Origin of the sequence: Pararhodobacter sp. CCB-MM2 (genome assembly GCF_001691415.1) — a bacterium.
Lineage (GTDB): Bacteria > Pseudomonadota > Alphaproteobacteria > Rhodobacterales > Rhodobacteraceae > Pararhodobacter.
The window spans coordinates 75,065-99,152 of sequence record NZ_LRRR01000008.1 but is presented as its reverse complement, the minus strand read 5'-3'; the positions used below and the strand labels follow the sequence as shown (position 1 = coordinate 99,152).

Annotated in this window: 29 protein-coding genes; 2 read left to right on the top strand and 27 right to left on the bottom strand. The window is 66.3% G+C overall.

Annotated elements, in window-relative coordinates; all coding sequences use genetic code 11:
* Nucleotides 1-70: 70 nt before the first annotated feature.
* From hpaH to BCY78_RS10795, 6 genes are all read right to left on the bottom strand, one after another.
* On the bottom strand, nucleotides 71-877 hold the full coding sequence (hpaH, locus tag BCY78_RS10820) for a 2-oxo-hept-4-ene-1,7-dioate hydratase (protein WP_068301317.1): 807 nt from the start codon (nucleotides 875-877) through the stop codon (nucleotides 71-73).
* Entirely contained in the window at nucleotides 874-1,734 is an 861-nt protein-coding gene (locus tag BCY78_RS10815; protein WP_068301314.1) for a fumarylacetoacetate hydrolase family protein, read from the bottom strand. The genes hpaH and BCY78_RS10815 overlap by 4 nt, the downstream gene beginning before the upstream one ends.
* Nucleotides 1,735-1,795: 61 nt before the next feature.
* Nucleotides 1,796-2,776: a 3,4-dihydroxyphenylacetate 2,3-dioxygenase gene (gene hpaD, locus BCY78_RS10810; RefSeq protein ID WP_068301311.1), complete on the bottom strand. Its 981-nt coding sequence runs from the start codon at nucleotides 2,774-2,776 to the stop codon at nucleotides 1,796-1,798.
* A 10-nt stretch (nucleotides 2,777-2,786) separates the two neighbouring features.
* Entirely contained in the window at nucleotides 2,787-3,638 is an 852-nt protein-coding gene (hpaD, locus tag BCY78_RS10805; RefSeq protein ID WP_068301308.1) for a 3,4-dihydroxyphenylacetate 2,3-dioxygenase, read from the bottom strand.
* 17 nt (nucleotides 3,639-3,655) lie between these two features.
* A complete protein-coding gene (gene hpaE / locus BCY78_RS10800) occupies nucleotides 3,656-5,164 on the bottom strand; it encodes a 5-carboxymethyl-2-hydroxymuconate semialdehyde dehydrogenase (protein ID WP_068301306.1) in 1,509 nt (502 codons plus the stop codon).
* Nucleotides 5,161-5,556 (bottom strand): 5-carboxymethyl-2-hydroxymuconate Delta-isomerase, encoded by a 396-nt coding sequence (locus BCY78_RS10795; RefSeq protein WP_068301303.1) that lies wholly within the window; start codon nucleotides 5,554-5,556, stop codon nucleotides 5,161-5,163. The genes hpaE and BCY78_RS10795 overlap by 4 nt, the downstream gene beginning before the upstream one ends.
* 150 nt (nucleotides 5,557-5,706) lie before the next feature.
* Here BCY78_RS10795 and hpaR point away from each other — a divergent pair, with 150 nt between their 5' ends.
* The gene (hpaR, locus tag BCY78_RS10790) at nucleotides 5,707-6,153 is read left to right on the top strand and encodes a homoprotocatechuate degradation operon regulator HpaR (protein WP_068301300.1); all 447 of its coding nucleotides are present in this window, start codon (nucleotides 5,707-5,709) and stop codon (nucleotides 6,151-6,153) included.
* A 3-nt stretch (nucleotides 6,154-6,156) separates the two neighbouring features.
* Here hpaR and ruvB read toward each other — a convergent pair whose 3' ends face one another.
* The 3 genes from ruvB to ruvC all read right to left on the bottom strand — a co-directional run bounded on the left by ruvB (nucleotide 6,157) and on the right by ruvC (nucleotide 8,472).
* Nucleotides 6,157-7,188, bottom strand: coding sequence for a Holliday junction branch migration DNA helicase RuvB (ruvB, locus tag BCY78_RS10785; RefSeq protein ID WP_068301299.1), 1,032 nt, complete (start codon nucleotides 7,186-7,188; stop codon nucleotides 6,157-6,159).
* Between the two features lie 86 nt (nucleotides 7,189-7,274).
* The gene (ruvA, locus tag BCY78_RS10780; RefSeq protein ID WP_068301294.1) at nucleotides 7,275-7,955 is read right to left on the bottom strand and encodes a Holliday junction branch migration protein RuvA; all 681 of its coding nucleotides are present in this window, start codon (nucleotides 7,953-7,955) and stop codon (nucleotides 7,275-7,277) included.
* A 10-nt stretch (nucleotides 7,956-7,965) separates the two neighbouring features.
* Entirely contained in the window at nucleotides 7,966-8,472 is a 507-nt protein-coding gene (gene ruvC, locus BCY78_RS10775; protein ID WP_068301290.1) for a crossover junction endodeoxyribonuclease RuvC, read from the bottom strand.
* A 332-nt stretch (nucleotides 8,473-8,804) separates the two neighbouring features.
* Between ruvC and BCY78_RS10770 the strand changes: the two genes are divergently transcribed.
* Nucleotides 8,805-9,014 carry a DUF1127 domain-containing protein gene (locus BCY78_RS10770; RefSeq protein ID WP_068301287.1) on the top strand — a complete coding sequence of 70 codons (210 nt, stop codon included), beginning with the start codon at nucleotides 8,805-8,807 and terminating at the stop codon, nucleotides 9,012-9,014.
* A 134-nt stretch (nucleotides 9,015-9,148) separates the two neighbouring features.
* Here BCY78_RS10770 and BCY78_RS10765 read toward each other — a convergent pair whose 3' ends face one another.
* The 18 genes from BCY78_RS10765 to rpoZ form a co-directional block, all read right to left on the bottom strand.
* Complete coding sequence (locus BCY78_RS10765; RefSeq protein ID WP_139103141.1) at nucleotides 9,149-9,520, bottom strand: hypothetical protein; 372 nt, start codon at nucleotides 9,518-9,520, stop codon at nucleotides 9,149-9,151.
* Between the two features lie 59 nt (nucleotides 9,521-9,579).
* Nucleotides 9,580-10,449: a 50S ribosomal protein L11 methyltransferase gene (locus BCY78_RS10760; RefSeq protein ID WP_068301282.1), complete on the bottom strand. Its 870-nt coding sequence runs from the start codon at nucleotides 10,447-10,449 to the stop codon at nucleotides 9,580-9,582.
* Nucleotides 10,450-10,494: 45 nt separating this feature from the next.
* Nucleotides 10,495-11,142 (bottom strand): peptide-methionine (S)-S-oxide reductase MsrA, encoded by a 648-nt coding sequence (msrA, locus tag BCY78_RS10755; protein ID WP_068301279.1) that lies wholly within the window; start codon nucleotides 11,140-11,142, stop codon nucleotides 10,495-10,497.
* 164 nt (nucleotides 11,143-11,306) lie between these two features.
* A complete protein-coding gene (locus BCY78_RS10750) occupies nucleotides 11,307-13,130 on the bottom strand; it encodes a methyl-accepting chemotaxis protein (protein ID WP_068301276.1) in 1,824 nt (607 codons plus the stop codon).
* Nucleotides 13,127-13,435, bottom strand: a complete 309-nt coding sequence (locus tag BCY78_RS10745; RefSeq protein WP_068301272.1) for a hypothetical protein — start codon at nucleotides 13,433-13,435, stop codon at nucleotides 13,127-13,129. Before BCY78_RS10745 ends, BCY78_RS10750 begins: the two co-directional genes overlap by 4 nt.
* 105 nt (nucleotides 13,436-13,540) lie before the next feature.
* Nucleotides 13,541-13,876, bottom strand: a complete 336-nt coding sequence (locus BCY78_RS10740) for a DUF1491 family protein (protein WP_068301270.1) — start codon at nucleotides 13,874-13,876, stop codon at nucleotides 13,541-13,543.
* A 3-nt stretch (nucleotides 13,877-13,879) separates the two neighbouring features.
* On the bottom strand, nucleotides 13,880-14,791 hold the full coding sequence (gene era / locus BCY78_RS10735; RefSeq protein ID WP_068301268.1) for a GTPase Era: 912 nt from the start codon (nucleotides 14,789-14,791) through the stop codon (nucleotides 13,880-13,882).
* A gap of 63 nt (nucleotides 14,792-14,854) precedes the next feature.
* A complete protein-coding gene (locus BCY78_RS10730) occupies nucleotides 14,855-15,718 on the bottom strand; it encodes a DMT family transporter (protein WP_255402858.1) in 864 nt (287 codons plus the stop codon).
* Complete coding sequence (gene rnc, locus BCY78_RS10725) at nucleotides 15,715-16,410, bottom strand: ribonuclease III (RefSeq protein WP_068301259.1); 696 nt, start codon at nucleotides 16,408-16,410, stop codon at nucleotides 15,715-15,717. The genes BCY78_RS10730 and rnc overlap by 4 nt, the downstream gene beginning before the upstream one ends.
* Nucleotides 16,407-17,153: a signal peptidase I gene (lepB, locus tag BCY78_RS10720; RefSeq protein ID WP_233499385.1), complete on the bottom strand. Its 747-nt coding sequence runs from the start codon at nucleotides 17,151-17,153 to the stop codon at nucleotides 16,407-16,409. Before lepB (BCY78_RS10720) ends, rnc begins: the two co-directional genes overlap by 4 nt.
* A gap of 184 nt (nucleotides 17,154-17,337) precedes the next feature.
* Nucleotides 17,338-18,135, bottom strand: a complete 798-nt coding sequence (gene lepB, locus BCY78_RS10715; RefSeq protein ID WP_068301256.1) for a signal peptidase I — start codon at nucleotides 18,133-18,135, stop codon at nucleotides 17,338-17,340.
* Nucleotides 18,136-18,341: 206 nt separating this feature from the next.
* Nucleotides 18,342-18,743: a holo-ACP synthase gene (gene acpS, locus BCY78_RS10710; protein ID WP_068301253.1), complete on the bottom strand. Its 402-nt coding sequence runs from the start codon at nucleotides 18,741-18,743 to the stop codon at nucleotides 18,342-18,344.
* Nucleotides 18,744-18,764: 21 nt separating this feature from the next.
* Nucleotides 18,765-19,226: a hypothetical protein gene (locus BCY78_RS10705; protein ID WP_068301251.1), complete on the bottom strand. Its 462-nt coding sequence runs from the start codon at nucleotides 19,224-19,226 to the stop codon at nucleotides 18,765-18,767.
* Nucleotides 19,227-19,303: 77 nt separating this feature from the next.
* On the bottom strand, nucleotides 19,304-19,927 hold the full coding sequence (locus BCY78_RS10700) for a LysE family translocator (protein ID WP_068301244.1): 624 nt from the start codon (nucleotides 19,925-19,927) through the stop codon (nucleotides 19,304-19,306).
* Between the two features lie 107 nt (nucleotides 19,928-20,034).
* Nucleotides 20,035-20,781 carry a pyridoxine 5'-phosphate synthase gene (locus tag BCY78_RS10695; RefSeq protein ID WP_068301241.1) on the bottom strand — a complete coding sequence of 249 codons (747 nt, stop codon included), beginning with the start codon at nucleotides 20,779-20,781 and terminating at the stop codon, nucleotides 20,035-20,037.
* On the bottom strand, nucleotides 20,778-21,425 hold the full coding sequence (locus BCY78_RS10690; RefSeq protein ID WP_068301239.1) for a DUF2062 domain-containing protein: 648 nt from the start codon (nucleotides 21,423-21,425) through the stop codon (nucleotides 20,778-20,780). The genes BCY78_RS10695 and BCY78_RS10690 overlap by 4 nt, the downstream gene beginning before the upstream one ends.
* 43 nt (nucleotides 21,426-21,468) lie before the next feature.
* Complete coding sequence (locus BCY78_RS10685; protein WP_068301237.1) at nucleotides 21,469-23,631, bottom strand: bifunctional (p)ppGpp synthetase/guanosine-3',5'-bis(diphosphate) 3'-pyrophosphohydrolase; 2,163 nt, start codon at nucleotides 23,629-23,631, stop codon at nucleotides 21,469-21,471.
* Between the two features lie 24 nt (nucleotides 23,632-23,655).
* On the bottom strand, nucleotides 23,656-24,012 hold the full coding sequence (gene rpoZ / locus BCY78_RS10680; RefSeq protein ID WP_068301234.1) for a DNA-directed RNA polymerase subunit omega: 357 nt from the start codon (nucleotides 24,010-24,012) through the stop codon (nucleotides 23,656-23,658).
* Nucleotides 24,013-24,088: the final 76 nt, after the last annotated feature.

Below are 24,088 nucleotides of genomic sequence, written 5' to 3'. Positions count from 1 at the left end.
GCCAACGTGCCTTAAGTCAATGATCCGGACGCTACACCATCGCTTTGCGGCAGGGAAGCGCCCGAACCGATCAACCTTTGGCAAAGCTGACGGAAACCTGTCCGAAGCCTCCGAAATCAGCATCGAAGCGGCTGCCCGGAGGCGCCTCGACCGGCCGCACGAACGAGCCCGACAGCACAACCTCGCCCGCCGACAGCCCCTGCCCGTATTGCGCAAGCCGCCGCACCAGCCAGACGATGCCCGTCACCGGGTCGTCGAGCACCCCGGCGCCGAGGCCCGTTTCCTCGACCACACCGTCGCGCTTCAGGATCGCCCCCGCCCAGCGCAGGTCAACGTCGCGCGGGTCATGGCGCTGCTGGCCCAACACGATGCCCGCATTCGCCGCATTATCGCTGATCGTGTCGGTGATGATCCGCGCCCTGCCCGTCACTGGGTCGGCGCGCAGGATACGGGTGTCGAGGATCTCCAGCGAGGGCGCGACGCTCTCGGTCGCGTCCAAGACCTGCTCGCGGGTCACATCGGCGCCCGAAAGGGGCGCCTTCATCAGAAAGGCGATCTCGGCTTCGATGCGCGGCTGGATATAGCGGCCGGCCGGCACCTCGGCCCCGTCGGCAAACAACATGTCGTCGAACAGCACCCCCGAATCCGGTGTGTCGATCTTCAGCGCGTCCTGCATGGCGCGACTGGTGAGGCCGATCTTCCAGCCGATCACCCGCCCCCCGGCGGCCTTCCGATGCGCGACCAAGGCCGCCTGCACGGCATAAGCGTCGTCCAGCGTCATGCCCGGATAGGCGAGCGACAGAAGCCCGATCTGCCGCCCGTCCCTCTCGGCCTCGAACAGCGCGAGGCCGGCGGCTTTGTGATCCTCGGGCGTCATTCGTCCACCACTCCGTTCGTGAGCGTGCCGATCCCCTCGACCTCGACCTCGACCACATCGCCGGGCTTGAGGTATTTCGGCGGATCGAACCGCGCCCCCGCGCCCGTGGGCGTGCCGGTGATGATGATGTCGCCGGGCACAAGGGTGGTGAAGGTCGAGATATAGGCAATCTCCTCGCGGATGGGGAACATCATCCGGGACAGCACATCGTCCTGCCGCACCTCGCCATTCACCCGGGTGACGATCCGCGCCTCATCGAGCTGCGCGGCGTCTTCGAACGGCACCAGCCAAGGCCCGATGGCGCCCGAGTTGTCCCAGTTCTTGCCCTGCGTCACGTTGAACTTCGCGTGCCGCACCCAGTCGCGGATCGTGCCCTCGTTGCAGAGCGTCAACGCGGCGATGTGGTCATAGGCGTCCTCGGGTTTAATCCGCCGCCCGCCCTTGCCGATGACAATCGCCACCTCGCCCTCGTAGTCGAGCGTGTGGTTCTCCGGCGGCCGCACCAGCGGGTTGCCATGCCCGGTGAAGCTGCGCGCGAAACGGGGGAACAGCGACATGTATTTCGGCTGATCCGAGCCATCCTTGTACTCGGCGTTGCGGTCGGGGAAGTTCACCCCGACGCAGAGGATTTTCTCGGCATCCGGCACCGGAATCGCATGGGAAAAACTCCCCTCAGGATGCGTCACCGCCCGCCCCGCGCCCGCCTTGACCAGCTCCGGCAGCGCCCCCGCCGCGATCACCGCCCGCAGGCTCGGCCATTGCGGAAAGTCATCCGACAGCGCCACGAAGCCGCCCTCGACCACCAGCCCATATACCTGCCGCCCCCCGGCCTCCACCGTTGCGATCCGTGCTCTCATCTTTACTCTCCAAATATCCCGGGGGTCCGGGGGCTGGCCCCCGGTCCGACGCCTGCCAAACTCACGGCGCGATGATCGGCTGCGCCTTCAGCGCGCTCTCGACCAGTTCCGCCCCCTCGAACACCGACCCTTCCTCGAACCACGAGCGCGGCGCGGGCGAACCCCAGAGCGTCTGGCGCTGGGGATCCTTGAGGTCCCATTTGATCGGCTCCAGATCCGGATCGACGGTCATGTAATCCGAGCAATAGATCTCGATCCGATGCCCGTCCGGGTCGCGGATATAGAGGAAGAAGGCGTTGGAGATGCCATGCCGCCCCGGCCCGCGCTCGATATTGCCGACATAGCCGGTGGTCGCCATCAGATCCAAAAGGTCGATGATGTTCAGCGGCGTCGGCACCCAGAAGGCAGTGTGGTGCAGGCGCGGTCCGGTGCCGTTGGTAAAGGCCACGTCATGCACGCCACCCTTGCGGTGCATCCATGCCGCCCAGCATCTGCCGGTCTCGGCATCCTCGGTGTATTCCGTCACCCGGAAGCCGATCGAATTGTAGAACGCGACCGAGGCATCGACGTCCGACGAGAACATGTTGAAATGGTCGATGCGCAGGGGCTTCACGCCCCGGTACAGCTTGTATTGCTGATGGATCGGCGGCAGGCGGTCCATGCGGCAGTAGAATTCCAGCGGGATGCCATAGGGATCGCGGGTGCGGAAGCAGCGGCCGATGAAGGGCCGCTCGACCCATTCGACGCCCAGCCCCTGCCCGTCGAACCAGGCGGCGGCCTTGTCCAGTTCGGCCTCGTCATAGACCTTGAAACCGAGACACCCGACCGAGGCCGCGTCGGCCTTCACCAGCGCGATGCAATGATGGCCGCGCTCCTCCATCGCCCGCAGGTAGATGGCCGTGTCGTCCTCATCGGTGACCTGCAGGCCCAAGGTGTCGACATAGAAGGCGCGCGAGGCGGCGAGGTCGGTCACCCGGTATTCGACATGGCTCAGGCGCACGATGTTGAAGGGCGGGTAGAGATTTGCTTCGGGGATCGGCATCGGGCCCTCCTCAGACCGGGAAAATCACGTTGACCTGTCCGGTGCCGGACGAGGGGAAATAGGGCGTCACGATCTCGCATCGGCCGGAGTATTGATCCCAGCCCAGCGCGCCGTACAGCATCGCCGTGTCATGCATCGAGCCCTCGCCCGAGCAGTGATGCGCGTAATCGCCCAGCATCTTCAGGAAGGTCGCATGGTCGCCGCGCTGCCACATCTCCAGGACCATCAGATCCACCTGCCGGTTGAACTCCGAGCTGATGGTGAAGGTGCCGTTGTTGGGCGCATACTCCTTGTTCGACCAGATTTTATGGCTCAGCGAGCCCGAGGCGACCAGCAGCACGCGGCTGTCGCTCTCCTCGATCGCCTTGCGGATCGCCTGGCCCAGAACCCGGCTCTCGTCATGGCCATGCACGGTGCAGAAGGCCGCGACCGAGACGACCTTCATGTCGTGTTCGCGCGCCATGAAGCTCATCGGCACCAGCGTGCCATATTCCAGATCCAGACTGTCGAGGTGATGCGCCAGCGTGTAGACGCCCATGTCGGTCGCGGCCTTGGCGATGGCGTCGCCCAGCTCGGGATTGCCCCGGTGGGAATAGGGCATGTCCTTGATGAACTGCGGAAATTCCGACGAAGTCAGCAGCCCTTCGAAATGGTCATTGGCGTTGACGTGGAAGCCCGCGTTCACCAGCCAATGCGTGTCGCAGATCACCACCGTGTCGACGCCCAAGGCCTTTGCCCGGCGCGCGATCTCCAGATGGCCGTCGATGGCCGGCTGACGCTTGCCCTTCAGCGCCCCTTCCTGCTCCGACATCTGCAACGTCGGCACATGCGTCATCTTCGCGGCGAGAACCAGCTCTCCCATGCTCCTCCCCTTCCCGCTCAGGCGCCGAGGCGCTGGATCTTGTGGGCGCCCAAGGCGAACGAGGTGTTCTTCGTCTCCATGTAGAAGTCGAAGGACCAATCCCCGCCGTCACGCCCCACGCCCGAGGCCTTCACGCCACCGAACGGCGTCGGCAGGTGGCGGACGTTCTCCGAATTCACCCAGATCATCCCGGCCTCCAGCTTGTCCGAGAAGTTCAGCGCGCGGGTCAGGTCGTTGGTCCAGAGATAGCCGGTCAGACCGTAGGCCACGTTGTTGGCGATGCTCAGTGCCTCGGCATCGTCCTTGAAGCGGATCGAGGTCAGGAAGGGCCCGAAGACTTCTTCCTGCGCGATGCGCATGTCGGGCGTGGCGTCGGTGAACAGCGTTGGGCGCACGAACCAGCCCTCCTCGCCCACCCGCGAGCCGCCGGCGCGGCAGGTCGCGCCCTCGGATTTGCCGATTTCGACATAGGACATGACCTTGTCGTAGTGGACCTTGTGGATCAGCGGCCCGATCTCGGTCGCCGGGTCCAAGGGATGGCCGACCTTGAGGTTCTTGACGCGCGCTTCCAGCTTCGCGTGGAAGTCGTCGGCGATGCTGTCATGCACCAGAAGCCGCGAGGACGAGGTGCAACGCTCGCCGTTCAGCGAGTAGATCATGAAGACCACCGCATCGAGGGCGCGCTCGATCTCGGCATCCTCGAAGACAATGACCGGGTTCTTGCCGCCCAGTTCGAAATGCACGCGCTTCAGCGTATCGGCGCCCTGCTTCATGATCATCGAGCCGGTCTTCGACTCGCCCACAAAGGCAATCGCCTTGATATCCGGGTGCTCGGTCAGGGCCTTGCCCGCATCCTCGCCAAAGCCGTTGACGAGGTTCAGCACCCCGTCCGGCAGGCCCGCGTCGCGGCAGATCTCGGACAGAACGCGCGCGGTCAGGGGGCTGAACTCGGCCGGCTTGTGAACGACCGTGCAACCCGCGGCCAAGGCGGGCGCGATCTTCCAGGTCGAGAGCATAAAGGGCGTGTTCCAGGGCGTGATCACCCCCACCGGGCCGATCGGATGGCGCGAGGTCACGTTCAGCTGGCCCGGCGCATGCAGGGTCTGGCCGTCGCGCGCGCCCGGGGCCTGATCGGCGAAGAAGCGGAAATTCTCGGCCCCGCGCAGGGCGGCCTTGGACATGAAGCGCCAGGCCTGGCCGGTGTCCCAGCATTCGCAGAGCGCGATTTCCTCGGCCCGTTCGACGATCAGATCGGCGATGCGGTGCAGGATCGCCTTGCGCTTGGTGCCGTCCATTGCGGCCCAGGCGGGGAACGCGGCCTTGGCGGCCTTGGCGGCGGCGTCCACATCGGCGGCGGTCGAGCGCGAGACGGCGCAGATCAGGCTGTCATCGACCGGCGAACGGGTCTCGAACGAACCGCCCGAGCCCGGGACATCCTGCCCGTTGATCAGGTTGACGATGCCACCCTCGCGGAACCGGGCGAGATGGGCGTCGAGCTGCGAGAGGCGGGTGGCGAGGTCACTCATGCTTGCATGTCCTTCGGCAGGAAACGGCGGATGGAGCTGGTCTTGGGGCTCAGCTCCGGGTCGATGTCGCGCATTTCCAGCGAGAGCATCAGCGAATTCTGGGCGAGGTCTTCGGCGCAGAAGGCCTCGGCGGCGGCGAAGACATGGGCGGTGGCGCGGGCCTTGTCCTCGGGCGAGCGGCCGCCGCGCAGGCGGATGCCGATGTCGATGAAGGCGTGCTTCGGATCACCATCGGCGATCAGCACATGATCGGCTGCAAAGGCCCGGACGCGGATGCCGGCCGCCGGGAACACCCCCGTCTCGACCGCCGCATCGCGCAACACGCGCAGGAAGCCGGGCATGTCGAGGCGCGCCTCAAGGTTGCGCGAATATTGGATGTCGAGATGCGGCACCGAACCCCTCCCCGGCTGGCTATTGATTGCTTTGTTAAGCGTTATGGCGAGACCTGTCAATCGCTCAATCGACAGGCGCTTCGGAATCCGGGGACGCCGGCGGGTGCAAATCGCTTGATTTGTTCAGCGTGATCGGTGACAGGATCGGCAATGAGCAAGACAACCATGCGCAAAACCGGCCGCTCGCTGCCCATCACCCTGCTACGGGCGCGGGAAACGGTGATGGGACCGGTGCGGGAGATGCTCGCCGCCTCAGGCGTGAACGAGCAAAAATGGCGCGTGCTGCGCGTGCTGGATGAAACTGGGCCGATGGACCAGAGCTTGCTGGCCGAAAAGGCCTGCCTGCAGCTGCCGTCCCTGACCCGCATCCTGCGCGCGATGGAAGAGCAGGATCTGGTGAGCCGGGCGACCGATCCCGCCGATCGCCGCCGTTCGATCGTGACGATTTCCGACACCGGCCAGAAGGTGATCGAGGATCATGCCGACGCGAACCGGCACCTCTTCGCCCGGCTTGAGACGGCTTATGGGGCCGAGCGGCTGGAAACGCTGCTCGACCTGCTGGAAGACCTCACCCAGACGGATTTCCGCGAAGGCTGAAGCTCAATCGGGATCGAAAAGTTCGGCCTGACTGCCCGAGCGCGGCGGCTCCAACCCGAGGTGCCGCCAACTGGCCTGCGTCAGCATCCGCCCGCGCGGGGTCCGCGCCAGAAGGCCCTGCTGCAGCAGATAGGGCTCGATCACCTCCTCGATCGCATCGCGGCTTTCCGATAAGGCAGCAGCGATGGTCTCCACCCCCACCGGCCCGCCGCCATAGCTGTCCGCAAGAAGCCGCAGATAACGCCGGTCGGCGCCGTCGAGCCCGAGATGATCGACCCCGAGCCGCGTCAGCGCGCTGTCGGCCAGCTTGCGGTGCAAGGTGCCGTCGCCCTCGACCAGCGCGAAGTCGACAACTCGGCGCAGCAGACGCCCGGCGATCCGCGGGGTGCCACGCGCCCGGCGGGCAATCTCACGCACGCCGTCCTCGTCCGAGCCGACACCCAAGAGCCGCGCCCCGCGAGAGACGATCTGGCAGAGCTCGGCCTCAGTGTAGAATTGGAGCCGAGTCGGGATACCGAAACGGTCCCGCAGCGGCGTTGTCAGCAGGCCCATCCGCGTCGTCGCGCCGACCAGCGTGAAAGGCTGCAGCTCGATCCGCACGGTGCGCGCGGCCGGACCCTCGCCGATCACGAGGTCGAGCTGGAAATCCTCCATCGCCGGATAGAGCACTTCCTCGACGGCGGGGTTCAGGCGGTGGATCTCGTCGATGAAGAGCACATCGCGGGCTTCGAGATTGGTCAGGATCGCCGCGAGGTCACCGGCCTTGGCAAGCACCGGACCCGAGGTCATGCGGAAGCCCACGCCCAATTCGCGCGCCATGATCTGCGCCAGCGTCGTCTTGCCCAGACCGGGGGGGCCGTAGAACAGCGTGTGGTCCATCGCCTCGCCGCGCATCTTGGCGGATTGGATGAAGACCTTGAGGTTCGCCCGTGCCTCGTGCTGGCCGATGAATTCATCGAGCATCTGCGGCCGCAAGGCGCGGTCGGTATCCTCGGGCTGGCGGTCGGGACGGAGCGTGGGATCGGGTTCGGTCATGTCAGAGGTCTAGCGCCCAGCGGTAAGGGGCGGAAGCGGGGCTCTGCCCCGCACCCCGGAGTATTTGGGACAAAGTGAAACGCAGGTCACTTGGGTGCCAGCAATTTAAGGGCGGCGCGAATAAGGCCGGAGGTTTCGTTTTCCGTCTCGGCGGCGGTAGCAACGGCCTGCGCGGCGTCCGAGGGGCCGTAGCCCAGGTTCGTCAGCGCCGACAGAGCGTCGGCCTGAGCCTGTTGCGCCTGCCGGCGGGCGGAGGCCTTGGGCTTTGCCGGGGTCTCGACCGGCGCGGCGGCGGGTGCCTCGACCGGCTCGATCACCTCGGTGTCACCATCAAGATCCGGCGCCGTCCCGCCCATTGCCATGACGGCGGGCGCCTTGTTCTTCAGCTCCAGCACCACGCGCTCTGCCAGTTTCGGGCCGACGCCCGGCGCCTTGCGGATTGCCGCGGAATCGCCGATCGCCAGCGCGCGCGAGACGCCCTCCGGCCCCAATGTGCCCAGAATGGCCATCGCCGCCTTGGCACCCACCCCCTGCACCGAGGTCAGGAGCCGGTGCCATTCCTTCTCCATCAGCGTCTGGAAGCCGAACAGCTGTAGCAAATCCTCGCGCACGAGAAGCTCGGTATAGAGCGCGGCCATGCCGCCCGGACCAGGCAGTGCCATGCGCGTCCGCTCGGACACATAAACGAGGTAGCCCACCCCGCGCACATCCAGCAGGATGTGGTCCGTCGCCTTGTAGTCGATCCGACCCGAGAGTTTCCCGATCATCCTGCGGCCCTCACCCGGCGGCTTTCAGCGCGGCCTGCAGGCGCCCGCTGCTTTGCATGTGGAAGGCGTGGCAAATGGCGACGGCCAAGGCATCGGCGGCGTCGGGCCCCACGATCTGCACCCCCGGAAGCTGCATCTTCACCATGTGATCGACCTGCACCTTGGCCGCCTTGCCCACACCCACGACGGCTTTCTTCACCGCGTTCGGCGCATATTCCCCGACCGTCAGACCGGCCTGCGAGGGCACCAGCAGCGCGATCGCCCGGGCATGGCCCAGCTTCAGCGTGGCGACGGCGTCCTTGTTGACGAAGGTCTGCTCCACCGCGGCGCAATCGGGGACTTGTGCCCGCACGACCGCCTCAAGCTGCTGATGAAGATCCAGAAGGCGCGAGGCGAGATCCGCCTTTCCGTCCGAATGCAGGACACCATTGGCGATGTGGCGCAGGCGCGTGCCCTGCACATCGATGATTCCCCAGCCCATGTTCCGCAAACCGGGGTCGATTCCCATCACGCGCATTGCCGATTCTGCCCTGATTCTGGCCCGAAAGGGCCTGCGCCGGTTGGCCCGGCCGTTCAGATTCGAATTAGCACGAAAAGTGAACATTGACCAGCACTAAGGGCCCACCGAGCATCGCGACTTCACAAAGCTGTTGCATCCTTCGCAAACGGCGATAAAAACGTCGCATTCCCACTCGGATCGTCGTGATGGGCGGCTTCGTGCTGCCTCAGGCCATGTCAATGCTGCATGGCGGCATTGCAGTTGCGCTATCTTCTCGATGCCCCTGTCCTCAGCTATTTCACCGCTCGAAGCACAAAGCTTCGGCAGTTTGTAAACGACAGGAGCCTCCGATGGCATTCTTCACTTCCGCCCGCCCCGTCGCCGACGGCGTGTTCGGCCGTAGCCTCGGGTTCTCGTTCACTGATCTGTTCGCCCGCGTCGCCGCGTGGAACGACCAGCGTGTCACCCGCCGCGAGCTGGCTAAGCTCTCGGACCGCGAACTCGAAGATATCGGCCTTTGCCGTGGCGATATCGAAGCCGTTGTCAACGCTCTGCGCTGACCTCTTCGACATCGATGCCAATGCAGCGCCGCCCGGGAAACCGGAGCGGCGCTTTCATTTATTGTAAGCTGAATTTTCGAAACGCAGGGTTGTCCGGGTTGGGTCCAGGACGGACCGGCGCTGCCCTGCCCGCCTTACGGCGCGGCCGTGGTGGTGCCGGTCTCAGGAATGAGCGTCGGTAGCGGCGCGGCCGACTGTTGTGCGGCCGGAGAGAGGTCGGGGTTGATCGCGGCGGCAAGCAGGCTGCTGACGGGATCGGCCCCGGCAAACCAGTGGTAGACGGCGGTGCCGATGCCGGCTTCCGACAGGTCCGCCACTTCAGAGACCAACGGGCCGCCATTCTGCGCCATCGCCATCGCCTTGAGGACGAAGAAGCACACCACCGTCCCGACGATCACGCTGCCCACCTGCCAGATCCGGCGCGGTCGCGCTTCGCGGGCTTTGACGGCCTCGACACGGGACGACAGAACGCGCTCCATTCGGCGCGAAAAATCAGGGCTTTGCATCGCATACTCGCAGGCTGAACCGACTTCGCGTCGATCCTGCCTGACGAGTGGGGCGAAAATCAGGCGCGGCGCAGGACCAGCGTGGTCCAGTCGCCGATTTCCTCACGCTCGACCTCGGCGAAGCCCGCGGCGACATAGGCCGCCAGCACATCCGCCGCCTGCGTGTTCAGCAGGCCCGAGAGGATGGCGAGGCTGCCGGTCGTGGTGTGCTTGGCCATGTCGGGCGCGATCATGATCAACGGGCCCTTCAGGATATTGGCGAACACCAAATCGAAGGGAGCGCGGGCGTGGATCACCTCATGTTCGAAGCCCACGGCCTCAAGGCATTCGACGCGTCCATCGAGGCCGTTGGCCACGACATTCGCCTCGGCCACATCAACGGCGACCTCGTCGATATCCGAGGCCAGCACTGTATCCGGCCAGATCTTCGCCGCCGCCATCGCCAGAACTGCCGTGCCGCAACCCACGTCGATGACGTTCTTGCCGGTGAAGCCGCCCGTTGCGATCCGGTCCAGCGCTTTCAGGCAGCCGAGCGTCGTCCCGTGGTGGCCGGTGCCGAAGGCCATCGCCGCCTCGATGAGCAGGCCAATGCGGTCCGTCGGCAGCTTGTCAGCGTCATGGCTGCCGTAGACGAAGAAGCGCCCGGCCTCGACCGGCTTCAGCTCACGGCGGACATGGGCAACCCAGTCGATCTCCGGCAGCTCGGAGATGGCGAATTCCGCCGCGCCAAAGGCCGCCGCCATCAGCGTGAGGGCGATCTCATCAGGCACTTCGGTGAAATAGGCGCCCACTTCCCACAGGCCAGAATCGTCCTCGACCTCGAACACACCGACGCCGACCGGCGCGGGATCCAGTTCTTCCAGAGCCTCCCCCAGCGCTTGAGCGCGGGTTTCATCGGCAAGGGTCGTCAGAGCGGTATAGGTGGGCATGGGCGGCCTCCGGATGGGTTGCGACCGCCCTAGCCCGAAAGGGGTTCAGACCGCAAGGCCAACCGGGCAGGTCACACCCGTACCGCCGATGCCGCAATAGCCATCGGGATTCTTGGCGAGGTATTGCTGGTGGTAATCCTCGGCCATGAAGAAGGGGGCCGCATCGACGATTTCCGTGGTGATCCCGCCGAAGCCCTTGGCACGCAGACGCTCTTGATACAGGGCCAGGCTGGCCGCAGCTGCCTCGCGCTGCTCGGGCGAGGTCGGGTAGATGCCGCTGCGATACTGCGTGCCCCGGTCATTGCCCTGACGCATGCCCTGGGTCGGATCATGGTTCTCCCAGAACACCTTGAGCAGTGCCTCGTAGCTGATCACAGCCGGGTCGTAGACCACGCGCACCAATTCGTTGTGGCCGGTGCGGCCGGTGCACACTTCCTGATAGGTCGGGTTCGGGGTGTAGCCCGCGCCGTAGCCGACCATCGTCACCCAGACCCCGTCCAGCTGCCAGAAGATGCGCTCGACACCCCAGAAACAGCCCATGCCGAAGATCGCCACCTCCATGCCGGCCGGCACATCGCCGTCGAGCCGCCGCCCCGAAAGGAAATGCGTCTCGGCGGTGGGGATCGGGGCATTGCGGCCTGGCAGTGCCTCGGCTTGGGGAATCATATCGTAGGTTTTCGAGGAAAACAGCATCGCGGGGTCCTCCGTTGGATGGGCCTGAGATAGTCATTTTCCGCCGCCTGACAACTGGGCTGGGCGGTGATCGGCTCGGCCCGCCGCATCTGGTTTCGGCAAACGGGCCGCGCAGGAATAGAGAGAGGGCGCCGAAGCGCCCTCGTCAGATTGTCATGCCATCGTTACCCGGTCTTGCGCGCGCTGCGCGGAAGGTCCGGGATATCCTCGAAATCGGACCAATCGACGTTGTTCGGATCCTCGACCCAACCACCGTTGCTGGTGGCGGCAGAGAAGGCGTCCGCGTTCTTGGTCAGCTTCTTGGCGGCCGGCGCGGGGGCGGGCTTCGCGGGAGCGAAGTCAAAGTCGTCGTCGAGCCCTTCAAGCGGCGCGGGGATCGGCGCGGAGAGGTCGATCTCGGGCGCGGCCCAATCCCTCGCCTCACCGAAGTCCATCGCGAAATCGTCCTCCGGCATCGCACCAGTCGAAACGGCACCAGCGCCATTGCCCGTGCGGAAGCTGGCCGTCGCGGCGATCATCGCCTCGGCATCCGAGCGCAGGGCGCTGCTCATCTGCGAGGATTGATCGGCAACCGAGGCCGTCTCGCGCGCGGCGCCGTCCAGCAGGCGCAGCTTCTCGGACAGATCCCCGAGGCTGGCCGATTGCGTACCCATGGCGCGGGCGATCTCGGCCACGGTGCCGGCATTCTCGGCCGAGCGGGTGATCAGTTTGGCCAGCGATCCGTTGGTGCGCTGCACCAGATCCGAGCCTTCAGCAACGTTGTCACGGCTCTCCTGCACGAGGGTTCGGATCTCCTTGGCCGAGGTGCTGGCCCGTTGCGCCAGCGCCCGAACCTCGGTCGCGACGACGGCGAAGCCATTGCCGGCCGCCCCGGCCCGCGCAGCCTCAACGCCCGCGTTCAGCGCCAGCAGGTTAGTCTGGAAGGCGATGTCTTCCATCACTTCGGAGATACGGCCGATCTGGTTGGCGCTGTCCTCGATCCGGCGCATGGCTTCGACGGCGCGAGCGAGAATGGCGCCCCCTTCCTCGGATTCGCGGCGGCTGTCGCCCACGCTTGCCTCGGCCGAGCGGGCCATGTCGGTGGTCTTGCGCACACCGGCGACCAGCCCCTCAAGCGTGCCGAGCGATTGCTGCAGCGTGCCTGATTGCTCACCGGCACTGTCGGCGCTGCGGCGGGCAGCCAGGGACATCGCGTCCGAGGAAGAGAATAGCCCTTCGGCCTTGTCCGAAATCTGCCCGACCAAGGATTCCATCCCGGCGACGAAGGCGTTGAACTGATCGATCAGCACCGTGTAGCGATCGGCGACAGGCTCTTCGACACGGGTCTTCAGGTCGCCGTCCGACAGGCGGGTCATGGCGTCGCCCAGCAGATCGACAACGGCAGCGCTTTCGGCACGTTCATTGTTTTGCTGTGCCGCGACTTCCTCGGCCTCGGCATGGGCGGCTTGCGCATCCTCCAGCGCATCGGCCGAACGCTGGAACAGCGCGGCCAGCACACGGGCGAGCCAGATCATCGGCACGGCCTGAAGCACAAGAATGACGGCATGCATCAGAACCCGCTCCAGCGAGGCTTCGCCGGGGAAGACGGCCTCGGTTAGCAGGTAGTTCAGGGCGAGGTGATGCACCGCGGTGACGCCCGCGAACATGACGATCGGTCGCCAGTCACAGAAGGCGGCGGTCAGCGCGAAAGTCGCGAAGAACAGCATGTGGCCGTCGATCTGCCAGGCGTGACCGCGCAGCAGCCAGACGATACCGGCGACGCCCACGGCCATCCCGGCGGAGGCGACCATCTGCACGCCCAGACCGGCCGGCGCGCGACGGCGCTGGATTTCCGCCAGCACCATGGCGACCAGAAGCACACCGGCCTCCGTCAGACCACCTGTGCCGCGTGTGACGCCGAGGACGGCCAGCGTCACCGCCATGCCCGCCATCAACATCACCGAATATTTCGCCACGCTTGCGCGCAATTCGCCAACTGTCCGGATCATCCGTTCAAGTCTCCACTGTCAGGCGTGGTCAGGCAGGTTGCCGGAGCCACGGCCGCAAGGGGCAGAAGCCCCGCATGCCACACCTGGCTGGCGCCCCCGGGGCCGGCATCGACCACCACGAGACGCCCGCCCCATCGGATATCCAGAATTGGCAGATTCAGCGCCGCGATCCGCGCCGCACCATCATCGCGCCACGGCGGCAGCACGGCCGCGACCGGGCCGTCCCCAACGGGCAGAAGCTGTTTCCCGGCCAACAGGCCAAGCCCCAGAACCGCCACCCCCATTGCCGACATCATGCCTTCCATCCGGATACCTCCGGCAAACAGCATCGCGGCAGCAATTGAAGCGCCGGTTAACATCCGCGGCGGCTTCGGGGTCAGATCGTCACAATTTTAACGGAAATCGGGCCCTCAGCCCTCGAATCCGGGTTCATCGAGCAGCGAGCGGCGTTGCCGGTCCTCGATCTCGATCACCCAGAGGTCCGGATCGCGCGCGCGTTCCCGCGCGATCCTTGCGTCCACATCCGATTCGGGCGCGTCTTCGACGGCCTCCCAGCGGCGGGTATCGGCCATCAGGTCGAACTGGCGCTGGTACAGCACCGCCGAGCCATCGAGGGGGTTCAGCTTGACCAGAACCGCCCCCGCCGTCGCATCTCCGCGCGCGATCACATAGGCCGGGATATCCGCCAGCCGCAGCCGCGCCAGATAGGCATGGACCCAGAAATCGGCCGTGAGGCGCGCGCTCATGCCTCAGGCGTCGCCGTCGCGGAAATCGAGACCCATCTCGCCGTAGCGCTCGGCCTCGTTCAGCCAGTTCTCCCGCACGCGGACGGTCAGGAACAGGTGCACCTTACGGCCGAGGAACTCGGTGATCTCGGCGCGGGCCTGTTGGCCGATGGCCTTTACCGTCTCGCCCTTGTGGCCCAGCACGATGCCCTTGTGGCCGTCGCGCGCGACGAAGATCACCTGATCGATGCGGACGGACCCGTCTTCACGCTCGGCCCAAGCCTCGGTCTCGACGGTCAGCTCGTAGGGCAGCTCCTGATGCAGGCGCAGGGTGCATTTCTCGCGCGTCATCTCGGCGGCGATCATGCGCATCGGCAGGTCGGCAATCTGGTCCTCAGGGTAAAGCCACGGCCCCTCGGGCAGCTCCTGCCCCAGCCATGCCTTCAGGTCAGCGGCGCCATAGCCGCGCTCGGCCGAGATGAGGAAGGTCTGCTCGAAGGGATAGGCCTCGTTCATTTGCTCGGTCAGGGCGAGCAGCACCTCGGCCTTCACCTTGTCGATCTTGTTGATCGCCAAGGCGACCTTCTGGCCATCGCGGCTGCGTTCCTTCAGCGCGTCGATGATCGCCTGCGCGCCGTCGGTCAGGCCGCGATGGGCCTCGATCAGGAGGACTACGATATCGGCGTCGGCCGCCCCGCCCCAGGCCGCGGCGACCATCGCCCGGTCCAGACGGCGGCGCGGGCGGAACAGGCCCGGCGTGTCGACGAAAACGATCTGGGCATCCCCTTCGAGGGCGATGCCGCGGATGCGGGCCCTCGTGGTCTGCACCTTGTGAGTGACGATCGATACCTTCGCCCCAACCATCCGGTTGGTGAGGGTCGACTTGCCCGCATTGGGCTCTCCGATCAGGGCAACGAAGCCCGCGCGCGTGGTCATTGAGAGATCTCCAGCTGAAGCCCCGGCCCTTATATCATGGAACGCGGCAAGGCCAGAGGGGCGTCATGCGGCCTTGCGCGACCGGGCCAGCGTGAACAGCCCCGAACCGACGATCAGCGCCGAACCGGCCAGCATCCAGCCGTCCGGCACCTCGCCGAACCAGACCCAGGCCAGCACCAGCGCGAAGACCAGACGGGTATAGCGGAAGGGCGTCACGACGGAGACCTCGCCCGAGCGCATCGCCTGCGTCAACAAGCCATAGGCCACCACCCCGAACAGCGCCGCACCGAGGATCTTCAGCGCCCCGGTGCCATCCGGGATCACCGGCAGCGACAGGCTGGCCGCCTGAACGACGACGCCGGCCAGGGCCAGCACACTCATGCCCAGCACGCCGAGTTGCGCGTTGGTCACCGTCAGGGGCGCGGCACGGGTGGCCAGATCGCGACCAGCGAAGCCCGCCATCCCGAGGAGCGCGAAGATCATCGCGGGCTCGAACCCGGCGCCGGTCGGGCGCAGGACCAGCATCACGCCGATCAGGCCAACCCCGATCGCCAGCCAGCGCCGCCAGCCGACCGTCTCACCGAAGACCACGACGGCCCCGGCGACGACCACCAGCGGGGTCGCCTGCAGGATGGCCGAGGTCAGACCCAAGCCGGTGAAGGCCAGCGCGAGGGAATAGAACAGCCGACCGCAAAGCTCGATGGCGGAGCGGATCGCCAAGCCGCGCGTGAGGCGGGGCATCGGGCGTTCGCCGCGCGACAGGGCCATCAGCGCAAAGAGACAGGCGCCGATCACGCCGAAGCCGATCATTACCGTGCCCGGGGGGACATGGGTGGTCGCGGCTTTGAAAAAGGCGTCCTCGCCCGCGAAAGCGGCCATCGACAGGACCATGAGCGCCGCACCACGGCGGTTGAGAGCGGGTGTCACGTGGACTTCACCTGTGCCAGCAGCGCCTTCGCCGCATCCTGTTCCGCCGCCCGCTTAGAGCCGGCGCGCGCCACGGCCGAACGGCCATCTTCCAGCCGGACTTCGATGGTGAAGATCGGCGCATGGGGCGGGCCCTCGCGGGTGATCTCGGCGTAGCGCGGGGGCTGCTCGCCCCGGCCCTGCGCCCATTCCTGCAGCGCGGTCTTGGGATCGCGGGCGTCGTCGTCGACCGTCTCGATCGCCTCGGCCCAATGGCGCAGGATGACGGCGCGGGCAGCCTCGAGCCCGGCATCGAGATAGACCGCGGCCAGCACCGCCTCCATCGCGTCGCCCAGAAGCGCCTCCTTGCGCCGCCCGCCCGAGAGCATCTCGGACCGCCCAAGCCGCAGCACCGCGCCGAGGTCGATCTTGCGGGCGATCTCGGCGCAGGCCTCCTTGCGCACCAGCGCGTTGAAGCGCGGCGCCAGCTGGCCCTCGGTCGCCTTGCGGTCGGCGGCAAACAGCGTCTCGGCCATCACGAGGCCCAGCACCCGGTCGCCAAGGAACTCCAACCGTTGGTTATGCGGGCGCGACACCGATCCGGCCGAGGCATGGGTCAGCGCCCGTTGCAGCAGCTCGGGGCGGGTGAAGTCATGGCCAAGGCGGGACGCGAAGGCGCGCATCTCGGCCGAGAGGGACTTGTCGTTGGTCATTGTTGCAGCGCGTGGAAATAGCGGCCTTCGCGCCAGGTCCAGAAGGCCAGAAGCGAGGTGCCGGAAGACGAGAACAACACCCGGTCGGCGCGGCCGATCAGGTTCTCGACGGGAACGAAGCCGACCCCGCCGCGCGATTGCGCGTAGCGCGAGTCGAGCGAGTTGTCGCGGTTGTCACCCATCACGAAGAGATGGTCTTCGGGGACGATGAACTCGACGGTGGTATCGGCAAAGCCGAGGTCCGAGATATTGAGGATCGGGTAGCTGACGCCGTTGGGCAGGGTCTCGATCTCGCGATCCTTGCGGCAATCCCCGCCCGGCCGGGGCCGGTTGGCGCAGCGCGGCTCGGAATGGTTGGCGCCTTGCGGCGCGTTGACCTCGTGGAAGGCGCCGGCGGGACGGCGCTGCACCGAGGTGCCGTTGATGAACAGCAGACCGTCCTGCATGCGGATCCGGTCGCCGGGCAGCCCGATCAGCCGCTTGATGTAATCCTCACCGGTGACGGGATGGCGGAAGACAACGATATCGCCGCGCTCGGGCATGGCGCCCCAGAGGCGGCCGTCGATCGGGCACAGCCCCCAGGGGCAGGACCAGCGCGACCAGCCATAGGCGAATTTGTTGACGAAGAGGAAGTCGCCGACCAACAGCGTCTCTTTCATCGACCCCGAGGGGATCCAAAACGGCTGAAAGAACACGGTGCGGAAGCCCAGCGCCAGCAACAGGGCCAGGAGGACGGTCTTCACCGTCTCCCACCAGCTATGCCTGCGATGCAATTCCGTCGTCGCCACAGCGCCCCGCGCTCCTCAGGCCAGTCTGCCGCCTGTCGCGGCGATCCGGGAGGGGTTCTGGGACGAAGCGCGAGCCAAGTCAAGAAGCGCGCCTGCCGCAGGGAGCGGAGGCGCGCTGGAAGTCGGGGAAAGGCCGGTTTTACTCGCCGTAATGCAGCGAGTGGAAGAAGCGATCCGAACGCCAGGTCCAGAAGGCCAGCATCGACGTTCCGGCCGAGGAGAACATCACCCGGTCCGCGCGGCCGATCAGGTTCTCGAAGGGAACGAAGCCGACGCCGCCCGAGGCCTGCGCGAAGCGCGAGTCGATCGAGTTGTCGCGGTTGTCGCCCATGAAGAAGAAATGACCTTCGGGGACTGTGTAGACCGGCGTGTTGTCGGCGAAGGAATTGTCGTCGATGTTCAGAACTGGGTAGCTGACGCCGTTCGGAAGGGTCTCGATCTCACGCCCCTTGAGGCACTGCCCCCCCTGCCCCACCGGCGCATTCTCGCAGCGCGGCGGTTGGCCGGCGGAACCCTGACGTTCATAGACCTCGGCGAAATCGCCGGCAGGCTCACGGCCGACGGGTTCGTCGTTGATGTACAGAAGGCCGTCACGCACCTGAATGCGGTCGCCGGGCAGGCCAACGAGGCGCTTGATCAGGTCGTCGCCCGAAACGGGGTGGCGGAACACGACGATGTCGCCGCGTTCAGGGTCCGAGGCGAAGATCCGGCCGGTGATCGGGCACAGCGCGAAGGGGCAGGAATAGCGCGAATAGCCATAGGCCCATTTGTTCACGAACAGGAAATCGCCGATCAGCAGCGTCTCCTTCATCGAGCCCGAGGGGATCCAGAACGGCTGGAAGAACAGGGTGCGGAAGATGCCGGCGATCAGCAGCGCCCAGACGACGGTCTTTACGGTCTCCCAGAGACCTTCCTTCTTCTCGGCACTGGCAGCCATGTCCGCTCCTTGCGTTTGCATGCAGGCGGTTTCTGGCCCGCGCCCGCGCCCCTGTCAAGCGCAGCTCCGGCACGGATGCTGCAGGGCAGCGAGGGGTTTCGCCCTCGGCCTTGGCCTCGGGCGACCGAAAGGGGGGCGCTGCCCCCCTCGCCCTGCGGGCTCACCCCCCGGGATATTTAGGGAGTAAAGATGGGTATGGGGGCCGATCAGGCCTTTGGGCGGGCTTCGATGACGACGAAGGCCTGCGCCCAAGGGTGGTCGTCGGTCAAGGAGACGTGAACGACGGCCTCGTGGCCGGGCGGGGTCATCTCGGCCAGCCGCTCGGCGGCCCAGCCGGTCAGGATCATGGTCGGCTGGCCGCCCCGGCGGTTGACCACGCCCATGTCCTTCCACGAGATGCCCATGGCAAGGCCCGTGCCGAGCGCTTTCGAGCAGGCCTCCTTCGCGGCCCAGCGTTTGGCCAATGTGCCAGCTTCGTCCTTGCGACGGGCGGCCTTGGCCAGCTCCAGCTCGGTAAAGACACGATTGCGGAAGCGGTCGCCGAACCGCTCCAGCGTGCCCGCGATCCGCTCGATATTGGCGAGGTCGGTGCCCACCCCGAGGATCATGTCGTCGTGCCTTTCTGTGGCCTATTCGACCCGGACCTCGCCTGTCGACTGGTTGATGCGGATCTCCATCCTCTCCCAGATCGGCGGCTGACCCTGCTCGATGCCCTGATGCCAATGCCCCACCGGGACGGACAGAAGCAAGCCCTTGGCCGGGTCATAGCTGGCGGTGATGCCGGGCACATCGACGGAATAGAAGCCTTCGTTCGGGCGGGCCGAGGCCTCGTGGCACATCCGGAAGACCGGCTCGTCCGAGCCATCGCCCGAGGGCGAGAGGATCATCAGATGCGAGGAACAGCAGGCCGGCTCGCCGCCGGTATCGACCCAGGCCACGCGGATCGCGCCATTGGCGAAGGTGCGGGTCGTTTCGGACCAGGGTTCGACGATATTGGACGCGGTGGCCGCCCATTGGCAGTCGCCGATCACCTGCGCGGTGGCGGCAAGCGGCAAGGCGGAGAACATCAGGGCGGCGGCAAAGGTCTTCATGGCAATCTCCTTGGGGCTGAATGGCGCCATCTTCGGCCAGCCCCGCCGCTGCGACAAGCCGTCCCGCGAAAGCGTGATCAGCTCAGGCGGGCGGTGAGCAGCCGGATGGCAGCCAGCCCGAACAGCGCCGCGAACGCCGCGTCGAACAGGCGCCGCGCCCGCAGATAGGCCGAGGCGACGGGACGAGCCGAGAAGGCGAGCGCCATGCCGGTGAAGGTCAGCACCGAAGTGGCGAGGCAGGCAAGCCCCACTTCCCACAGCACCCAGACGGGCGCGCCCTGCGGGATCACGAGTGCGAAGATCGCGCCCCAGAACAAGACGGCTTTGGGGTTGGTGAGGTGGATCAGCGCCCCGCGGGCCCAGGTGCGCCGCGAGGTTTCGGCCGGGACGGCGCGGGCCGCGGCATCGCCGGGGCGGAGAGCCGAGCGGGCCGATTTCCAGGCAAGGAACAGCAGATAGGCGGCCCCGGCCCAACGCAGGATTTCAAGGATCCAGGCGTGGCTCATCATAGCGGCGCCGAGCCCCATGCCGGCCACGAGGCCCCAGACGGCCGATCCCGAGACGACGCCCCAAGCCATTGCCAGCCCTCGTGCGCGACCGCCCTCCATCGCCGCACCGGTGATGGCGAGGGTGGCAGGACCGGGCGAGGAGATGGCGATCACCCAGCCGATCAGGACAGGCAGCAGCTCGGACAGGGGCATGGCGGGACCTTGCGGCGGGAAAGCTGGTGCAACGGTGGGATGAAATCCCACCCTACGCAAGCGGCGCGAAACCTGTAGGGTGGGATTTCACCCCACCATCCGCGCCCTCAGCCGCGCGCGGCGTCCATCAGGCGGCGCATCTCGCGGATTGCGGGCTCCAACCCCAGGAAAACCGCCTCGGAGATCAGGAAATGCCCGATGTTCAGCTCACGGATTTCCTCGGTCGCCGCGAAGGGCGCGACGGTGGCGTAGCTCAACCCGTGGCCGGCATGGACCTCGAGCCCCAGCTCATGACCCATGCGGGCACCCTTGAGCAGCTCGGCCAACTCCAGTGCCGCGGCTTCGGCCTCGCCCTCGGCCACGAGGTCGCAATATCGTCCGGTGTGCAGTTCGATCACCGGGGCGGCGACCCGCACCGCGGCTTCGATCTGCCGGGGATCATGACCAATGAACAGCGATACGCGGCTGCCGGCCTCGGTCAGCGGGGCGATGAAATCCGCCAGCCGGTTCATGTCCCCCGCCACGTCGAGCCCGCCCTCGGTCGTGCGCTCCTCGCGCTTTTCGGGCACGATGCAGACCGCGTGGGGCTTGTGACGCAGGGCGATCGCCTGCATCTCGGCCGTAGCGGCCATCTCGAAATTCAGGGGAACGCGGATCGAGGCCATCAGCGCCTCGATATCCGCGTCCATGATGTGGCGGCGGTCTTCGCGCAGATGGGCGGTGATGCCGTCGGCCCCGGCCTCCTGCGCCAGAAGGGCTGCGCGCACCGGGTCGGGATAGGCCCCGCCACGCGCGTTGCGCAGGGTGGCCACGTGGTCGATGTTCACCCCCAGGCGCTGGCGGATCTGGCTCATGTCTCGTCTCCCGCATCTCGCGTGCGCTGCCGCAGCCGCGCCGCCTCGAACCGCGCCTTGAGGCGCTTTTGCCGGCTGCGCTGATAGGCGCGCACCAGCGGCAGGTGCACAAAATACGCCGCCACCGCGAAGGGCAAGCCCAGAAGCAATCCGCCGACCATGTAGGGCAGATAGACATCGGCGTAGAAGCCGATCAGCCGGCCCCAATGCACGGGATCGCCCGTCACCACCGTGGCGAGGTTGTGCATCAGCTCGCCCCCGGCACGGCCGATGGCCTCCATCACGCCGCCCACCGACATGCGGACTTCCTTGCCCAGAAGCCAGCCGCCCAGCTCCATGCCCCCGGCCGCCATCAACGGGAAGGTCAGCGGGTTGCCATAGAAGGTCGCCAGAAGCGCCGCGAGGATATTGCCGCGCAACACCCAGGCGACCAGTGCCGCGCTGAGGAAATGCAGCCCGTAGAGCGGCAGGAACGAGACATAGAGCCCGGCCGCGATGCCGATGCAGATCCGCTCGGGCGAATCAGGCAGGCGGCGCATGCGGTGCAGGATGTAGGTGGCCGCCCGACGCCAGCCGCCACGGGGCCAGAAGAATTCTCCAACGGCCCGAAGCAGGGGTCTGGGATCTCGGCGCTTGAAGATCACGTGCGGCTTCCGTTCCTGGTGGCCGTCTTCCGGAGGTCCGGTCTCAGGGTTTGCGGTTCGGGTCTCGGGCCCGGATGACTTGCGCCACGTCGCTCTCGGCTGACAGGATCGTCAGGATGCGGTGCAGGTGCTCCACATCTGACACTTCGATCTCGACGAAAATACGGAAATAGTCGGGCTTGCGATCCAGAAAATGCAAATCCGAGATATTTGCCTTCTGCTCGCCGACCAGACTGCACACCCGCCCCAGCACCCCGGCGCTGTTGGTGATGGTCAGGTTGAGCGACACGGCATGCACGGCGGCATGGCGCCCCTCGTGCCAATGGATATCGACCCAGCGTTCCGACTGGTCATCCAGCGTGGCCAACACGTCGCAATCGATGGCATGCGCGACGACGCCCTTGCCGCGATAGGTGATGCCGACGATCCGCTCACCGGGGACCGGCTGGCAGCAATTGGCGCGGCGGAAGGGGATATCCGGGTCCAGCCCGACAACCGGGCGTGCGGCGTCCACCTCGGCGGTGGTCATCGTCGCGGTCTCGGGGAACAGCTGCTCCACGACCGAGCGCGCGCTGATCTCGGCCGAGCCGATTCGCGCCAGCAGATCGGTGCCGCTTTTCAGCGCCATCGAGCGCGCGGCGGTATCCAGCGCCTTGTCGGTGACCTTGCGGCCCGCCTTCTCGAAAGCGACGCGGCTCAGCTCACGGCCCAGCCGGACGAACCGCTCGCGGTCTTCCTCACGCAGGGAGCGCCGTATCGCCGCCTTGGCGCGGCCGGTATGCACCAGCTCGATCCACGAGGTCTGCGGGCGCTGGCCGTCGGCGGTGATGATCTCCACCTGCTGGCCGTTGCGCAGCCGGGTCCAGAGCGGCACGCGCAACCCGTCGACCTTGGCCGAGACGGTGGCATTGCCGATCCGCGTGTGGATCGCATAGGCGAAATCGAGGGGCGTCGCGCCTTTCGGCAGCTGGATCACGTCACCCTTGGGCGTGAAGCAGAACACCTGATCGGCGTACATTTCCAGCTTCACATGCTCGAGGAATTCGGCGTGATCCTCGTCCTTGTCCAGCCGCGCGGTCAGGTTCTCGATCCACTTGGCCGGGTCGATGGCGAAGGGGTTCACCGAGCGCGCGCCGTCCTTGTAGGCCCAATGCGCGGCCACGCCGGCCTCGGCGACCTCGTGCATCTCACGGGTGCGGATCTGCACCTCGACGCGCTTGCCGTCGCGCCCCGACACCGTGGTGTGGATCGAGCGGTAGCCGTTCTGCTTCGGCTGGCTGATGTAATCCTTGAACCGTCCCGGCACCGCGCGCCAACGCTGATGGATCAGCCCCAGCGCCTGATAGCATTCGTGCACTTCGTCGACGATGATGCGGAAGCCGTAGATGTCGGAGAGGCGGCTGAACTCCAGCTCCTTCTCCTGCATCTTGCGCCAGACGGAATAGGGCTTCTTCGCCCGGCCATAAACCGTGCCATCAAGGTTCGCCTTCTCCAGCTCGAAGCGGATATCGGCAGTGATGCGGGCAATCACGTCGCCGGATTCGCGCTGCAGGGTGATGAAGCGGCGCAGGATCGCATTGCGGCGGTCGGGGTCGAGGACGCGGAAGGACAGATCCTCCAGCTCCTCGCGCATCCATTGCATCCCCATCCGGCCTGCGAGCGGCGCGAAGATCTCCATCGTCTCGCGCGCCTTCTGGGCCTGCTTTTCCGGCCGCATCGAGCGGATCGTGCGCATGTTGTGCAGACGGTCGGCCAGCTTCACGAGGATCACGCGCAGATCGCGCGACATCGCCATCAGCAGCTTGCGGAAGTTCTCGGCCTGCTTGGCCTGCGGTGAAGGCTTGCCGGGCTTGCCCTCATCGGGCCCCGGTTCGCCGGCGGTCAGCTGCAGGTTGGTCAGCTTGGTGACGCCATCGACCAGCTCCGCCACTTCATGCGTGAACAGGCGCTCGACCTCGGCATAGGTCGAGCGGGTGTCTTCGATCGTATCGTGCAGAAGGGCGGTGACGATGGTCGCATCGTCGAGACGCATCTCGGTCAGGATCGAGGCGACCGCGACGGGATGCGTGAAATACGGCTCGCCGGAATGCCGCATCTGACCCGCGTGCATGGAGTCACCATACTCCCACGCACGGCGGATCAGCGCTTCGTCGCAATCCGGGTTGTAGTTGCGGATCAGGGCAACGAGATCATCGGGCGTGATCACGACGCAAATCCGCCTGTCTACAAATCAGTCGTTATCGATCTGGGCAGCGACCAGCTGACGCAGCATCTGCTCTTCGGTCATGTCGTCCAGTTCCGGACGATCAGCCTGCGAGCCCATGCGCGACGCCATGTCGTCTTCCTCGGGCATGTCGACCTCGTTCTGGGTCCGCATGCTCTCGATCAGACGCTCACGCAGCGGATCGGCACCTTGGGTCTCATCCGCGATCTCGCGCAGGGCGACGACCGGGTCCTTGTCATTGTCGCGATCGACGGTGAGTCCGGAACCGGCACCGATCTCACGCGCCCGGTGGGCAGCGAGGATCACCAGCTCGAAGCGGTTCGGAACCTTGTCAACGCAATCTTCGACCGTCACGCGGGCCATGAAGCACTCCATCTGCGGCAAAGGGGAGGATCAGCCTGTGGCATGTAACGGCATTCGGCGGGATTGACAAGCGTGC